The following is a 14,836-nucleotide window of genomic DNA, read 5'->3' as shown; positions in this document are numbered from 1 at the left end:
TTGAGGAGGTCCGATGACTCTCGACACCGTCGACGCCAACACCCCCGACGATCTTGCGGCCGCACATCGCGTGATGTGGGCGCTCGGTGACTACGCCCTGATGGCCGAGCAGGTGATGGCCCCGCTGGGGCCGGTCCTGGTCGCCGCGACCGGCGTCGGCCCGGGCACGCGGGTGCTCGACGTCGCCGCCGGCTCGGGCAACATCTCGCTTCCCGCCGCCGCGACCGGCGCCGACGTCGTTTCCACCGACCTCACGCCCGAACTGCTGCGCCGCTCCCAGGCGCGGGCCGCGGCGCGGGGGCTGACGATCGATTACCGCGAGGCCAACGCGCACGCGCTACCGTTCGGCGACGGCGAGTTCGACGCCGTGCTTTCCGCGATCGGCGTGCAGTTCGCGCCCGACCACCAGCGCGCCGCCGACGAGCTGGCCCGGGTTTGCCGGCCGGGCGGGACGATCGGCGTGATCAGCTGGACCCCGGAGGGCTTCTTCGGCCGGATGCTGGCCACCATCAGGCCGTACCGGCCCAGCCTGTCACCGGCCGTGCCGCCGGCGGCGCTGTGGGGTCGCGAGGGGTACGTCGGCGGGCTGCTGGGTGATCGCGTCGGCCGCGTCACGATGCTGCGGCGCAATCTCTGGGTGAACAGGTTCGACGACCCCGAGGCCGTGCACGCGTACTTCAAGCACCACTACGGCCCGACGATCGAGGCGTACGCGAACATCGGCCACAATCGGGTGCTGGCCGCCGAGCTCGACGCCCAACTCGTCGAACTCGCGCGCCGGTACCTGGCCGACGGCGGCATGCGGTGGGAATACCTTCTGGTCACCGCCGAAAAGCGTTGAGTGATATTACAAGTCGAGCTCGGCGTCCACGTGGACGTCGGGCTCGCCGCCAGCGGCGGTGAAGGCGGTCAGGGCACGCACCAGCCCGTGGCGTTCCGGCGGCGGCATCTTCTCCACGATGGCGGCGATCTCGGCGCGCCGGTACGCGGTGGCCCGGCGGACGACCTCGCGCCCGCGCTTGGTCAGCGCGGCGAGCAGCTCGCGCCGGGACGTCGGGTGCGGGAGGCGGTCGATCAGCCCGGCGGCGACGAGCCGGTCGACCATCCGGCCGGTGGCCGAGGGTTGCACGCCCAGCAGGCTGGCCAGCGTGGCCAGGTTGACCGGGCCCCGGTTGGACAGGATCACCAGGGTCCGGAACTGCGGAATGGTGATGGACTCGTCGACCTGGCTGATCGAGCGTGCCGAGATGGCCACCAGCAAACGGGATGCCGTCAGCAACGCGTCGGTGATCACGTCCAAAGACTCGTCCGCTGCCGTCGCGTTGTCCGCCGCCATCGCGCCCCTCCTCCGGACCCGTCCCGGCCCACCAGCAAAGAGTTGGAAGTGTAACAGCCTTCCAATATCGAGATCAGAGATTATTTCCCACGAATACTATCGCCACAACGCAGATTCGGCGCTATCCGATCTGCAGCGGATCGATCTGCACCCGCACCGGCTCATGGTCTTGCCGCGCGCTGAGCACGCCGACGGCGCTCCGCAAAGCGGCCGCGAGCGCCAGGCCCTGAGCACGGCGCACCCGCACCAGCATTCGGGTCACCGGCACGCCGGCGGGGGTCCCGGCCGGACGGCGCACGCCCGCCGGGAGGTCCACCGGGCCCAGCAGGTCGGCTCCCTCGGGCAGCCGGGCCTGGTCGAGCAGCGCCGCGACGGCGCCGGCCGTCCCGTCGATGGCCGCCATGTGCACGCTGGGCGGCAGCCCCACCTCGGCGCGCGCCGTCAGTTCGGCCTCCGCGTGGCCCACCGGATCCCAACGGATCAGCGATTGCACTGTGGGAATGGACGATTCGGCCACCACCATCACCACACCGCCGTCGCCGCGGGCGCGCACGAGCGCGGCGGCGCTCATCCACCGCCACAGTGCTTCCTCGGCGGCGCGCAGGTCTTGGCGGCCCAGCAGCGCCCAGGTGTCCAGCAGGAGCGCCGCCCCGTACCCGCCCGGCGCGCGGGGTTCGGCGCCGGGAGTGGCGACCACCAGGGCCGGGCGGTCGGCGACCTCCGCCACGATGGCGTCGCCCGCCGAGGTGACCACCGGCGTGCCGGCAAACGCGCGGCCGAGTTCCTCGGCGGTGCGGCGGGCCCCGACGACGACGGCGCGCACCGCGTCCGATCCGCAGCGCGAGCACCGCAGCGCCGGTTCGGCGCGACCGCACCACCGGCACACCGCCCCGGGCCCGCGCTCCTGCAGCGCCAGCGGACCCGTGCACTGCCGGCAACGGGCGATGGCGCGGCAGCGCCCGCAGGCCAGCGACGGGACATAGCCGCGGCGGGGCACCTGCACCAGCACCGGCGCCCCGGCCTCGAGCGACGAGCGGGCGGCGCGCAGCGCGATGGACGGAACGCGCGCGGTGCGCGCGGCCGGGTCGCGCTCGTCGGCGTATCCCGTGTCGTCCAGGGCGACCACCCGCGGGGTGCGGGCCCGCACCACCGGCCGCGCGGCGACGATGTCGTGCGCCCACCCGCTGCGCACCAGCGCGTGAGCCTCGGCGGTCCGCGCGTAGCCGCCGATCAGCGCCGCGCTGCGGGCCTGATGGGCCCGCAGCATCGCCACCTCCCGGGCGTGCGGGTAGGGCGCCCGGGGCTCGGCCAGGCTGTCGTCCGCGTCGGCCCACACCATGACCAGGCCCAGGTCGCTCAGCGGCGCGAACACCGCGCTGCGGGTGCCGATCACCAGGCGCGCCGAGCCGCGCAGCGCGGCCAACCAGCGCCGGTAGCGTGCGGCCGGGCCCAGGCCCGCCGACAGCCCTACCACACACTCCTTGTCGATCCGGGTCGTCGCGGCCGCCCACAGGGTGTCCAGGTCGCGCTGGTCGGGCACGATCGCCAGCACCGCCCGTCCCGCCCGGATGGTCTGGGCGGCGGCCTCGGCGAAGCGCTCCGCCCAGGGCTCGCCGGGCAGGGCCTGCCAGACGGCCCGTGCGGCGCGGGATTCGGCGAGCGCCCCCAGGAACTGCCCGCCGCGGCCGTAGGCCTCCCACGCCACGGGGTCGACGGGCGCGGGCAGCGACGGCGCGGGCAACGGGAGCGTCGCCGCGGGCTCGCGCTCGACGCGCGCGTGCCGGGCCGGCACGGCCAGGCGCAGCACGTCGGGCCGGGTCCCGGCATAGCGCGCGGCCACCGCGTCGACCAGGCGCCGGATCTCCGCCGTCAGCACGGGTTCGGCCGACACGACGCGGTCCAGCCAGCCCAGCTTGCCGACGTGATCGGTGTCGTTGCGGCGCTCCAGCAAGAACCCGTCGACCAGCCGGCCGTGGAACCGCACCCGCACCCGGACCCCCGGCTGCGCGTCGTCGGACTGCTCGGCCGACACCAGGTAGTCGAACTCGCGGTCCAGGTGCGGGACCGAAAGCATGGGCAGCACTCGGGCGATCGGCTCGACCTCGGGAGTTGCCTTGCCAGCCAACGGGATCGACAACTAGCCTTCGTTGGACCCGGGCTCGTAGTCGGCCTCGTAGTAGTCCGTTTCGTAGTCCGTTTCGTAGTCCGTTTCGTAATCCGGTTCCTCGCGACCGAAGAAAAACCCGGCCGTGATCAAGATCTGGGCCGCGGCGTACAACCACCAGATCGGGACCGCCAGCGCGTCGTTGTACAGGATGAACCGGCCGATGGCGATCATCGTGTCCGACGCGGCAAAACACACCGCCCCCACCGCGGTCCAGATCGTCGGCAGCTCGGCCAACAGCGCCATGCAGACCATCGCGGTCAGCGCGACCATGTACAGCGTCACCGGAATGGTCAGCTTGTCGCGGGCCAGGTGCGGCCAGAACCACGCCAACAACGACACGGAGACCAGGCACATGAAGGCGACGGCGGCGAGGCGGACCCGGGAGGGGTGCGCCAGCGGAATGAGGGCACCCAGGAAACACAAGTGCGCCAACAGGAATGCCGCCAGCCCCAACCCGAACGACATCGTCCACCACGGGATCGCCAACAGCCAGTCGCCGACGGCCGACGTCAGCAGCGCGGGCATCAGCCAGCGCCGCTCGCGGACGATGGGGTGCGCCACCGCGGCGACGGTGAGCAGCAACGCCATCGACGCCTTGAACGGCGGCTGCAGGACCCAGTGCCCGGTCAAAGCCGTTCCCGGCGGCGACCGCAATGCGACCACGGTCAGGTAGACCCCGTAGGCGAGGCCCGCCCAGCCGGCCAGGACCCAGCCGCCGGACACCAGGCGGGGTGCGTACGGTACTTCCATGCCCAGCTTGGAAACCGCCGACGAGAACCCTGGTATCGACCCCATCCTGCTGAAGGTACTGGATGCGGTTCCATTCCGGCTATCAACCGACGATGGTGTCGCCGCGGCGCGCCAGCGGCTCCGCGACCTGCCCCGCCGGCCGCTGCACCCCGAGTTGCGGGTCGAGGACCGCGCCATCCCCGGTCCGGGCGGCGCGATCGGCATCCGGATCTATTGGCCCTCAGCCGATCCGAGCGGGGATGCGCCGGTGGTCCTGTTCTTCCACGGCGGCGGCTTCGTCGTGGGCGATCTCGATACCCACGACGGCACGGCGCGCCAGCACGCGGTGGGCGCCGAGGCCATCGTGGTGTCCGTCGACTACCGGTTGGCGCCCGAACACCCCTATCCCGCGGCCGTCGAAGACGCTTGGGCCGCAACGCTGTGGGTGGCCGAGCGCGGCGCCGAGCTCGGCGCCGACACCACGCGCATGGCGGTCGCCGGGGACTCGGCCGGCGGCACCATCGCCGCGGCCACGGCGCAGCGGTGCCGCGATGACGGCGGGCCGCCGATCGCGTTTCAGCTGTTGTGGTATCCCTCCACGCTGTGGGACGCGTCGCTGCCGTCCTTCACCGAAAACGCCACCGCGCCGATCCTCGACGCCAACGCCATCGCCGCGTTCTCGCGTTGGTACGCAGGCGAAGTCGACCTGACGGACCCGCCGTCGCGCATGGCACCCGGACGCGCGAAGAACCTGGCGGACCTGCCGCCGGCCTACATCGGTGTCGCCGGTCACGACCCGCTGCGCGACGACGGGATTCGCTACGGCGAGCTGTTGGCCGCCGCCGGGGTACCGGTCGAAGTGCACAACGCCGAGACGATGGTGCACGGCTACCTGGGCTATGCGGGTGTGGTGCCGGCGGCCACCGCCGCGCAGGACAAAGGGCTCGCGGCACTGCGGAATGCCCTGCATTAACGGCCCGGAAGCGTACGGTGAACGGATGATTGAGCCGATCACCGCCCGACCGAGCATCGACCCGACGTTGAAGATGTTGCTCGACGCCTTCACGGTCACTTTCAACGCCGCCGACGGCGTCGAGGTCGCGCGCTCGAGGCTCCGTCAGCTCAAGGTGCCACCCGAGCTGCTGCCGGACCTGCGGACCGAGGAGCGGACGATCGGTTACGGCGAGCTGACCGACATTCCCGTTCGGATCTACTGGCCGCCCGGCGACGGCGGGGCCATGCCCGTCGTCGTCTTCTATCACGGCGGCGGATTCTCGCTCGGCGACTTGGAGACCCACGATCCCGTCGCCCGTGCCCACGCCGTCGGCGCCGAGGCCATCGTGGTGTCGGTCGACTACCGGCTCGCCCCCGAGCACCCGTTCCCCGCCGGCGTGGACGACTGCTGGGCCGCGCTGCAATGGGTCGCCGAGAACGCCGCCGAGCTCGGCGGCGACCCGGATCGCATTGCCGTGGCCGGGGATTCGGCGGGCGGCAACCTCGCCGCCGTGATGGCGCACCTCGCCCGCGACAATGGCGGCCCGGACCTCGCGTTCCAGTTGCTGTGGTACCCGACGGTCACCGCCGACCTGTCGCTGCCGTCCCACACCGAGAACGCCTACGCGCCCATCCTGGACCGCGACGTCATCGAGGCCTTCCTGTCCTGGTACCTGCCCGACCTCGACATCAGCGACCCGAAGGCGCTGCCGACCACGTTGGCGCCGGCGAACGCCGAGGACCTGTCCGGTCTGCCGCCCGCCTTCATCGGGACCGCCGAGCACGACCCGCTGCGCGACGACGGCTCCCGCTACGCCGAGCTGCTCAACGCCGCGGGCGTGCCCGCCGAACACAGCAACGAGCCCGACATGGTGCACGGGTACGCCAGCTTCTCCCTGGTCATCCCCGCGGCGGCCAAGGCCACCAGCCGGGGGCTGACTGCGCTGCGCAAGGCGCTGCACCCCTAGCCAGCCCCTAGCGCCTAGCCCCGGCGGGAATACTCGCTGGGCGCAACCCCGTACCAGCGCTTGAAGGCGTGCGAGAACGTCGAGACCTCGGTGTAGCCCAGCCGGGTCGAGACCTCCTCCACGGTCAGCCCGACGTTGCGCAACAGGTCCACGGCCACGGTGGAGCGCGCCTCGTTCAGCAGGGCCCGAAACGACGCGCCCTCGTCGGCGAGCCGGCGGCGCAGCGTCCGCGGGTGGATGTCGAGTTCGCCGGCGATGTCGGCAAGCGTCGGGAACACACCCGAATCGCGGAACAGCATGCTGCGCACCAGCGCGGTGATGCCCTGGCGGCCCTGGCTGCTCTGCATCAGCACGTCGCACTGCGCCATGCACATCTCCAGCGTGTGGCGGTCGGCCTGCGGCAGCGGCTCGTCGAACATGGCGCGCGGGAAGTGCAACCGGTTGTGCGCCCGGCCGAACCGGACGTCGTGCACCGGCACCAGTTCGAGCAGCGGCCGCAGCAATGCCTCGTCGACGGCCAGGTCCGCGGATACCTCGTCCGCATACTTCTCGGCCACCGGCAGCGCGAAACTGACTGTGGTCGAGATGATTCCGGCGATGTCGCGCTCGATGAAGAACCCCCGCACGTCGGCGGGCAGGTGGCTGGCGTCGAGCTCGATCACGCACTCCTCGGCGGTTTCGAACAGCGTCAGGCGGATGTGCATCGTGGTCAGCGCGAAATAGCGCATCGCGATGGAAAACAGTTCGCGCAGGGTGCCGCACGACATCACGGCGAACCCGAACAGGCCCAGGTGGGTGAGGGTGGACCGGCTGCCCACGTCCACGCCGACGCCGGCCTCGGACGGGAGCCGCGCCAGCAGCCGGCGCACCGCCGCGATCTCGTCGACCGCGCTGACCATGGCGTCCGGCTTGTCGAGATCGGCCGGCTCGATCGCGGTGCCCGCCAACACGTCGGCGGTCGAAACCCCACGTTCGTTGGCCACCTCGCACAACACCCGGGTGGCGTGCACCGGGTGACTCAGCGTCGGAGGGTGTCCCATGGCGTGTCCTAAAATCCCAACTCCCTGTCCGATAATCTCATTACCGGCCGCCCGCGTCATCCATACAGTTGGAGTCATGGCGACCCTCAGCGCTGAGCGCCCCGCCGCGGGACCGGCCACCCGGCTGAACTCCTGGACCATGACCCGCGAGGCCCTCACCATCGGATTCGACGTGAGCAACGGGTTCATGGGCCGGGTACGCGGCAGCGACATCGCCCGGTTTCGTTGCGCCGGAAGGCGATTCGTCTCGATCAGCCACCCTGACTACGTCGATCACGTGCTGCACCGCGCCCGCCTGAAATACGTCAAGTCGAACGAATACGAGCCGATCCGGGCCACCGCCGGCATCAACCTGCTCACCGACGAGGGCGATTCCTGGGCCGCCCACCGCGGCGTGCTCAACCCGACCTTCGCGCGGCGCCATCTCAACGGCATCGTCGACCTGATGATCGACCCGATCATGGGCGTCGCCGACGCGCTGGAAGCCGGTGTGCGATTGGACATCCACGAGACGATGGTCGAGGCGACCCTGCGCGTGGTCGCCAACTCGCTGTTCAGCCAGGACTTCGGGCCGTTGGTGCAGAGCATGAACGACCTCGCGACGCGCGGGTTGCGCCACGCCGAGCGGCTGCAGCGGCTCGGGCTGTGGGGCCTGATGCCGCCCGCGGTGTACGACGTGCTGCACCGGTTGGCCTTCTCGGGCGTGCGGATGCCACCGCCGTTGCGCGACATGCAGGACATCACGCTGACGCTGGACCGCGCGGTCAACGACGTGATCGACCACCGGCTGCGCCACCCGACCGGGTCCCCCGACCTGCTCAACGTGCTGCTGAGCGCCGACGGCGGAAGTTGGCCGCGCCAGCGGGTCCGCGACGAGGCCCTGACGTTCATGCTCGCCGGGCACGAAACCACCGCGAACGCGATGTCGTGGTTCTGGTACCTGATGGGCCTGCACCCCGACGCCCGCGACCGGATGCTGGCCGAGATCGACGACGTGCTGGGCGCCCGCCGCCCCGAAGCCGGGGACCTGGGCCGGCTGCCGTGGACCACCGCGTGCCTGCAGGAGTCGCAGCGCTACTTCTCGGCGGTCTGGATCATCGCGCGCCGGGCCGTCGAGGACGACGTCATCGCGGGGCATCGCATCCGGCGCGGCACCACCGTCGTCATCCCCATCCACCACATCCACCACGACCCGCGCTGGTGGCCCGAACCCGAAACCTTCGACCCCGACCGGTTTTACCGGCCGGCGGACCGACCCCGCTCCGCGTATCTGCCGTTCGGCGGCGGCCGCCGCATCTGCATCGGGCAGAGCTTCGCCCTGATGGAGATGGTGCTGATGGCGGCCATCATTAGCCAGCGCTTCACCTTCGACCTGGCGCCCGGCGCCGCGATAGACCTCGAGGCAACGCTGACCCTGCGGCCCAAGAGCGGGGTACACGTCGTCGGAAGCGAGCGCAGATGAACCCCGACTACGAAACCCTGATCGTCGGCGCCGGATTCTCCGGCATCGGCGCCGCGATCAAGCTGGACAAGGCGGGCCTGTCCAACTACCTCGTGATCGAGGCCGGCGACGGGGTCGGCGGCACCTGGCACTGGAACACCTATCCCGGTATCGCCGTGGACATTCCGTCGTTTTCCTATCAGTACTCGTTCGAGCAGAGCCCGCGCTGGTCGCGAACCTACGCGCCGGGCGGCGAGCTGAAAGCGTACGCCGAACACTGCGTCGACAAATACGGCCTCCGGTCGCGAATCCGGTTGAACACCAAGGTGCTGTCCGCCGAGTTCGACGACGACAACCACCTGTGGCGGGTGCAGACCGACCCGGGCGTGGGGGCACCTCCCGCTTGCGGGGGAGAACTCACGGCCCGCTTCCTGATCAGCGCCAGCGGCGTGCTGACCGTGCCGAAGCCGCCCGACATCGACGGCGTGGACTCCTTCGCCGGCATCACCATGCACACCGCGCGCTGGGACCACAGCCAGGACCTCACCGGCAAGCGCGTCGCGATCATCGGCACCGGCGCCTCGGCGGTACAGGTCATCCCCGAGATCGCGCCGATCGCCTCTCACCTCACGGTCTTTCAGCGCACCCCGATCTGGTGCTTCCCCAAGTTCGACGTGCCGCTGCCGGCGCCGGCCCGCTGGGCGATGCGGATTCCCGGCGGCAAGGTCGTGCAGCGGCTACTCAGCCAGGCCTTCGTCGAGCTCACCTTCCCGCTCGCGGCGCAGTACTTCACGGTGTTCCCACTCGCCAAGCGGATGGAGTCGGCCGGGCTCGCCTATCTGCGCCAGCAGGTCACCGACCCGGCGGTGCGCGAAAAGCTGACCCCGCGTTACGCCGTCGGCTGCAAGCGGCCCGGCTTCCACAACGACTATCTGGCCACGTTCAACCGCGACAACGTGCGGCTGGTCACCGAGCCGATCGACAAGGTCACGCCCGCCGCGGTGGCCACCACCGACGGCGCGGACCGGGAGGTCCATGAGATAGACGTGCTGATACTGGCCACCGGGTTCAAGGTGATGGACACCGACAACGTCCCCACCTTCTCGGTCACCGGCAGCGGCGGCAAGTCGTTGAGCCGGTTCTGGGACGAACACCGCCTGCAGGCCTACGAGGGCGTCAGCGTCCCGGAATTCCCCAACATGTTCACCGTTTTCGGTCCGTACGGCTACGTCGGCTCGTCGTATTTCGCCCTCATCGAGACGCAGACACACCACATCGTGCGGTGCCTCAAGCGGGCGCGCCGCGACGGCGCGACCCGCGTCGAGGTGACCGCGGAGGCCAACGACCGCTACTTCGCCGAGATGATGCGCAAGCGGCACCGGCAGATCTTCTGGCAGGACAGCTGCAAGCTGGCCAACAGCTACTACTTCGACAAGAACGGCGACGTGCCGCTGCGTCCGGCGACCACGCTGGAGACCTACTGGCGCAGCCGGCGGTTCGATCTCGACGACTATCGCTTCACCGCGTGAGGCGTCAGGCGCGCCCCTTGCCCGGCTTCTACGGCGTTGGCCCCGCGAAAAACCGGGCGACAGCGCGGGGCCGACGACGCTACGCTTTTCCGCGTGGCAAAGGAGTTTTCGCGCATCGATGAGTCGCTGACCGATTTCATTTCGGATCAGGCCGTATTCTTCGTCGCCACCGCGCCCTCCGAGGGCGGCCGAATCAACCTCTCCCCCAAGGGCTATCGCGACACATTCGCGGTGCTAGACGACCACACCGTCGCGTACGTCGATCTGTTCGGCAGCGGAGTGGAAACGATCGCCCACCTGCGTGACAACGGCCGCATCACGATCATGTTCTGCTCGTTCACCCGCAGCTCGCGGATCCTGCGGCTGTGCGGCACCGGCCGCGTCGTGCGCCCCGACGGCGCCGAATTCCCCGCCCTGCTAACGCGTTTCGGGGAGCAGCACGCCGGGGTCCGTGCCGTCATCGTCGTCGACGTCGAACGCATCGCCGACGCGTGTGGCTTCGCGGTGCCCTACTACGAGCTCATCGACGAGCGGCCGGTGCTCGACGCCCATCACGCGCAGGCCTCCGACGAGAAGTTCGCCAGCCTGGCCGTCCGCAACCGGCGCAGCATCGACGGGCTGCCCGCGCTGGACGCCGACCATCCACTGCCCCGACGGTAACGCTTTGCCGGCTCCGACCGATGGTTGATCGGGCGGGGTGACGGAAAGGGACCGAGGATGTCGTTTGTGTTCGTCACACCCGAGGTCGTGACGGCGGCAGCAACGGATCTGGCCGGCATCGGATCGACGATCGACGCCGCCAACGCCGCGGCGGCGGCCCCGACCACCCAGGTGCTGGCCGCCGGCGCCGACCAGGTGTCCGAAGCGGTGGCGGCGCTGCTTTCCGGTCATGCCCAGGCGTATCAGGCCGTCAGCGCCCAGGCGGCGGCCTTTCACCAGCGGTTCGCGCAGCACCTGTCCGCCGCCTCAGCGGCGTACGTCGGCGCCGAGGCGCCGAGCCTGCTGGGCCTCCGAAGCCCGAGTGCCTAGATCGCGCGCTTGAGTTCGTCGACCATGTTGAGCTGCTCCCACGGCAGCTCGATGTCGGTGCGGCCGAAGTGCCCGTAGGCGGCGGTCGGCGCGTAGATGGGGCGCAGCAGGTCCAGGTCGCGGATGATGGCGCCGGGGCGCAGGTCGAACACCTCGGGCACGATCTTCTCGATCTTGACCGGATCGACGGTCGCGGTGCCGAACGTCTCGATGAACAAGCCGACGGGCGCGGCCTTGCCGATGGCGTAGGCCACCTGCACCTCGACCCGCTCCGCGAGCCCGGCGGCGACGATGTTCTTGGCCACCCAGCGCATCGCGTACGCCGCCGAGCGGTCCACCTTGGACGGATCCTTGCCGGAGAAGGCGCCGCCGCCGTGACGGGCCCAGCCGCCGTAGGTGTCGACGATGATCTTGCGGCCGGTCAGGCCCGCGTCGCCCATCGGCCCGCCGACGACGAACTTGCCGGTCGGGTTCACCAGCACCCGGGTCGACGACGAGTCCAGGGTGTCGTGGGCCAGCTCGTCCAGCACGGTCTGCAGCACGTGCGTGCGGATGTCGGGGTCCAGCGTGTTCTCCAGGTCGATGCCGTCGGCGTGCTGGGTGGAAACCACCACGGTGTCCAGCCGCACCGGGACGTCGTCCTCGTAGGCGATGGTGACCTGGGTCTTGCCGTCCGGGCGCAGGTATCCCAGCGTCCCGTTCTTGCGGACCTCGGTCAGCTTGCGCGACAGGCGGTGCGCCAGCGCGATGGGCAGCGGCATCAGCTCCGGGGTGTCGTTGATCGCGTAGCCGAACATCAGACCCTGGTCGCCGGCGCCCTGGGAATCCAGCGGGTCCGCGGCGCCCTCGACGCGCGTCTCGTGCGCGGTGTCCACGCCCTGGGCGATATCCGGCGACTGACGGCCGATGCCGATGTTCACCCCGCACGACGCCCCGTCGAAACCCTTGTCCGACGAGTCGTAGCCGATGTCGAGGATGCGGGCGCGCACCGTGTTGGTGATGTCGGCGAACGCCTCCTTGGCCGACGTCGTCACCTCGCCCACCACGTGCACCTGACCGGTGGTCACGAGCGTCTCGACCGCAACCCGTGAACGGGGGTCCCCCGCGAGCAGGGCGTCGAGGACCGAGTCGCTGATCGCGTCACAGATCTTGTCGGGATGCCCTTCGGTCACCGACTCACTGGTAAACAGACGACCCTTTTCGCTCACAGTCCCGATCCTTCCCAATAATTAGTTAGTCGAATTATATCTTCTGGCCGCATCCGGCACCCGTGCGGGCGCCGTAGCGAAGTAAACCCTGCTACCCGCTGTGGCCGTGCAGGAACGCGACGATTGCATCCACGATACGACTGGCCATCAGCGTCTTCGAGCCGTGCGCCAGCGCCGACTCGGTGCCGTCGGATGCCAGCAGCCAGCCGTCGTTGCTGTCCACCTCGAACGCCTTGTTGTCGCCGACCGCGTTGACGACCAAAAGGTCACAACCCTTGCGCCGCAGCTTTTCTCGCGCGTGGAACAACACGTCGCCGTTGGCGTCGCCCGTCTCGGCGGCAAACCCCACGATGGCCCGCATGTTGGGCAGCTGCCCGTGCGCGCGGGCCCGGACCGCGCCGGCGAGCACGTCGTCGTTGCGGACCAGCTCGATCGTCGGCTCCTCGGCGACGTCGGGGCCTTTTTTGATCTTGGCGGTGGAAACCTGCGCAGGCCGAAAGTCGGCGACGGCCGCCGCCATGACCAGCACGTCCGCCCCCGGGGCGTGCTTGGACACCGCCTCGCCGAGCTGCTCGGCCGAGCTGACGTGCACCACGTTGACGCCGGCGGGGTCGATCAGCCCGGCGGTGTGCCCCGCGATCAGGGTGACCTCGGCGCCGCGCTGGGCGGCGACCCGCGCCACCGCGTAGCCCTGCTTGCCGGAGCTGCGGTTGCCGATGAAGCGCACCGGGTCGATCGGTTCGCGGGTACCGCCGGCGGTGACCAGCACTCGGCGGCCGGCGAGGTCGTAGGGCAGCGCATCGTGGCGCTCCAGCAGCAGCTGGGCCAGCGTGGTGATCTCCTCGGCCTCCGGCAGCCGTCCCGCGCCGCTGTCGGCGCCCGTGAGCCGTCCGTAGGCGGGTTCGAGCACCACGGCGCCGCGGCGGCGCAGCGTGGCCACGTTGTCGACGGTGGCCGGGTGTAACCACATCTCGGTGTGCATCGCCGGCGCGAACAACACCGGGCACCGCGCGGTCAGCAGGGTCGCGGTGAGCAGGTCGTCGGCGCGGCCGGAGACGGCCCTGGCCAGCAGGTCGGCGGTGGCCGGCGCCACGAGGACCAGGTCGGCCTCCTTGCCGAGCTGGACGTGCGGCACCTCGGGCACGTCATCGAAGACGCCGGTGCGCACCGGCTGGCCCGACAGCGCCTCGAACGTCGCGGCGCCGACGAAGCGCAGCGCCGATTCGGTGGGGATGACGCGGACCTGGTGGCCGGCCTCGGCGAGCTGACGGACGACGGTGCATGCCTTGTAGGCGGCGATGCCCCCGGAAACGCCTACGACGATCCGCTTGCTGTCCACAGCGCGCCCGGCCCGCCCGTTACTCGCCCTCGGTGTGCTCGAGCAGGTCGGCGTGGATCTCACGCATCGCGATGGACAAGGGCTTTTCCTGCAGCCCCGGCTCGACGAGCGGGCCCACGTACTCGAGGATGCCCTCGCCGAGTTGGTTGTAGTAGTCGTTGATCTGACGGGCGCGCTTGGCCGCGTAGATGACCAGGGCGTACTTGCTGGACACGCGGTCCAGCAGCTCGTCGATGGGCGGGTTGGTGATGCCCAGCGGGGTGTCGTAGGCGCCCTGGCCGCCTGCCGACGGGTCGAACTGGTCCACGGCGGTCAGCGACGCGTCGGACTGGGGAATGCTCACGTAGGTCAGTCTCCTGGCGGATAGAGCCGTGCGGGACGGCTAAAGAACTTCGATGCTTGAATCTGGTCTGGTCAGGCGGTTCATGCCGGGCCCGGCGCAGTTCCCACCAGCAAGGATACCAATTCGGCGCACGCGGACTCCAATCGACTGTTCACCACGATCTCGTCGAAGTCGTTTTGGGCCGCCATTTCGGTGCGGGCGGTGTCCAGGCGGCGCCGGATGGCCTCCGGCGTCTCGGTGCCCCGGCCCACCAGCCTGGCTTCCAGGTCCTCCCAGCTGGGCGGGGCCAGGAACACGGTCAGCGCCTCGGGCATCGCCTTCTTGACCGACCTGGCGCCGGCCAGGTCTACCTCGATGAGCACGGGCAGCCCGGAGGCGGTGGCGGCCCGCACCGGCTCGGCCAGCGTGCCCGACCGGTGCAGCCCGCCGTGGATCTCGGCCCACTCCAGCAGGGCGCCCTCGTCGATCAGCTGCTGGAAGCGGGCGGGGGTGACGAAGTGGTAGTCGACGCCGTCGACCTCGCCGGGCCGCGGGGCCCGGGTGGTGGCCGAGACGCTGAACTGCAGGTTGGGGATCCGCTCCCGCAGGCACCGGACCACCGTCGACTTGCCGACCGCGGAGGGACCGGACAGCACGACCACACGCCCCCTGCCTGATGGCTCGGGACGTGCCCCCCGTGCGACGTCCGGCCCCCCGCCGGCACTCACCGGCGCT

At 70.5% G+C, this 14,836-nt stretch carries 14 protein-coding genes and 1 pseudogene; 7 read left to right on the top strand and 8 right to left on the bottom strand.

What is annotated here, in order from left to right; all coding sequences use genetic code 11:
- Positions 1-13: 13 nt before the first annotated feature.
- Positions 14-841: a class I SAM-dependent methyltransferase gene (locus AC5Y2S_RS08240; RefSeq protein ID WP_499955305.1), complete on the top strand. Its 828-nt coding sequence runs from the start codon at positions 14-16 to the stop codon at positions 839-841.
- Between the two features lie 6 nt (positions 842-847).
- Here the strand turns inward: AC5Y2S_RS08240 and AC5Y2S_RS08235 are convergent, their stop codons facing one another.
- The 3 genes from AC5Y2S_RS08235 to AC5Y2S_RS08225 all read right to left on the bottom strand — a co-directional run bounded on the left by AC5Y2S_RS08235 (position 848) and on the right by AC5Y2S_RS08225 (position 4,253).
- Positions 848-1,336: a MarR family transcriptional regulator gene (locus tag AC5Y2S_RS08235; RefSeq protein WP_499955303.1), complete on the bottom strand. Its 489-nt coding sequence runs from the start codon at positions 1,334-1,336 to the stop codon at positions 848-850.
- A 121-nt stretch (positions 1,337-1,457) separates the two neighbouring features.
- Positions 1,458-3,410 carry a primosomal protein N' gene (locus tag AC5Y2S_RS08230; protein WP_499955693.1) on the bottom strand — a complete coding sequence of 651 codons (1,953 nt, stop codon included), beginning with the start codon at positions 3,408-3,410 and terminating at the stop codon, positions 1,458-1,460.
- A gap of 63 nt (positions 3,411-3,473) precedes the next feature.
- On the bottom strand, positions 3,474-4,253 hold the full coding sequence (locus AC5Y2S_RS08225; protein ID WP_499955301.1) for a lysoplasmalogenase: 780 nt from the start codon (positions 4,251-4,253) through the stop codon (positions 3,474-3,476).
- On the opposite strand from AC5Y2S_RS08225, the gene lipI reads away from it, so the two are divergent.
- Positions 4,252-5,205 carry an esterase LipI gene (gene lipI, locus AC5Y2S_RS08220; protein ID WP_499955299.1) on the top strand — a complete coding sequence of 318 codons (954 nt, stop codon included), beginning with the start codon at positions 4,252-4,254 and terminating at the stop codon, positions 5,203-5,205. The two genes, AC5Y2S_RS08225 and lipI, sit on opposite strands and share 2 nt — an antisense overlap.
- 25 nt (positions 5,206-5,230) lie before the next feature.
- On the top strand, positions 5,231-6,193 hold the full coding sequence (locus AC5Y2S_RS08215) for an alpha/beta hydrolase (RefSeq protein ID WP_499955297.1): 963 nt from the start codon (positions 5,231-5,233) through the stop codon (positions 6,191-6,193).
- Between the two features lie 14 nt (positions 6,194-6,207).
- Here the strand turns inward: AC5Y2S_RS08215 and AC5Y2S_RS08210 are convergent, their stop codons facing one another.
- The gene (locus AC5Y2S_RS08210) at positions 6,208-7,233 is read right to left on the bottom strand and encodes an AraC family transcriptional regulator (RefSeq protein WP_499955295.1); all 1,026 of its coding nucleotides are present in this window, start codon (positions 7,231-7,233) and stop codon (positions 6,208-6,210) included.
- A gap of 76 nt (positions 7,234-7,309) precedes the next feature.
- Here AC5Y2S_RS08210 and AC5Y2S_RS08205 point away from each other — a divergent pair, with 76 nt between their 5' ends.
- The 4 genes and pseudogenes from AC5Y2S_RS08205 to AC5Y2S_RS08190 form a co-directional block, all read left to right on the top strand.
- Positions 7,310-8,695, top strand: a complete 1,386-nt coding sequence (locus tag AC5Y2S_RS08205; RefSeq protein ID WP_499955293.1) for a cytochrome P450 — start codon at positions 7,310-7,312, stop codon at positions 8,693-8,695.
- Positions 8,692-10,203, top strand: coding sequence for a flavin-containing monooxygenase (locus AC5Y2S_RS08200; protein ID WP_499955291.1), 1,512 nt, complete (start codon positions 8,692-8,694; stop codon positions 10,201-10,203). The genes AC5Y2S_RS08205 and AC5Y2S_RS08200 overlap by 4 nt, the downstream gene beginning before the upstream one ends.
- A 93-nt stretch (positions 10,204-10,296) precedes the next feature.
- Positions 10,297-10,863: a pyridoxamine 5'-phosphate oxidase family protein gene (locus AC5Y2S_RS08195; protein ID WP_499955289.1), complete on the top strand. Its 567-nt coding sequence runs from the start codon at positions 10,297-10,299 to the stop codon at positions 10,861-10,863.
- Positions 10,864-10,920: 57 nt separating this feature from the next.
- Positions 10,921-11,196, top strand: a pseudogene (locus AC5Y2S_RS08190) (PE family protein); the annotation flags it as partial.
- Positions 11,197-11,228: 32 nt separating this feature from the next.
- On the opposite strand, the gene metK reads toward AC5Y2S_RS08190, so the two are convergent.
- The 4 genes from metK to gmk all read right to left on the bottom strand — a co-directional run bounded on the left by metK (position 11,229) and on the right by gmk (position 14,829).
- On the bottom strand, positions 11,229-12,440 hold the full coding sequence (metK, locus tag AC5Y2S_RS08185) for a methionine adenosyltransferase (RefSeq protein WP_499902194.1): 1,212 nt from the start codon (positions 12,438-12,440) through the stop codon (positions 11,229-11,231).
- A gap of 91 nt (positions 12,441-12,531) precedes the next feature.
- On the bottom strand, positions 12,532-13,779 hold the full coding sequence (gene coaBC / locus AC5Y2S_RS08180; protein ID WP_499955287.1) for a bifunctional phosphopantothenoylcysteine decarboxylase/phosphopantothenate--cysteine ligase CoaBC: 1,248 nt from the start codon (positions 13,777-13,779) through the stop codon (positions 12,532-12,534).
- Between the two features lie 19 nt (positions 13,780-13,798).
- Positions 13,799-14,122: a DNA-directed RNA polymerase subunit omega gene (gene rpoZ, locus AC5Y2S_RS08175; RefSeq protein ID WP_499902196.1), complete on the bottom strand. Its 324-nt coding sequence runs from the start codon at positions 14,120-14,122 to the stop codon at positions 13,799-13,801.
- Between the two features lie 80 nt (positions 14,123-14,202).
- Positions 14,203-14,829 (bottom strand): guanylate kinase, encoded by a 627-nt coding sequence (gmk, locus tag AC5Y2S_RS08170; RefSeq protein ID WP_499955285.1) that lies wholly within the window; start codon positions 14,827-14,829, stop codon positions 14,203-14,205.
- Between the last annotated feature and the right edge of the window lie 7 nt (positions 14,830-14,836).

The sequence above is a fragment of the Mycobacterium sp. NGS69 genome (assembly GCF_059812165.1).
This window is presented reverse-complemented; position numbering and strand designations above follow the sequence as displayed.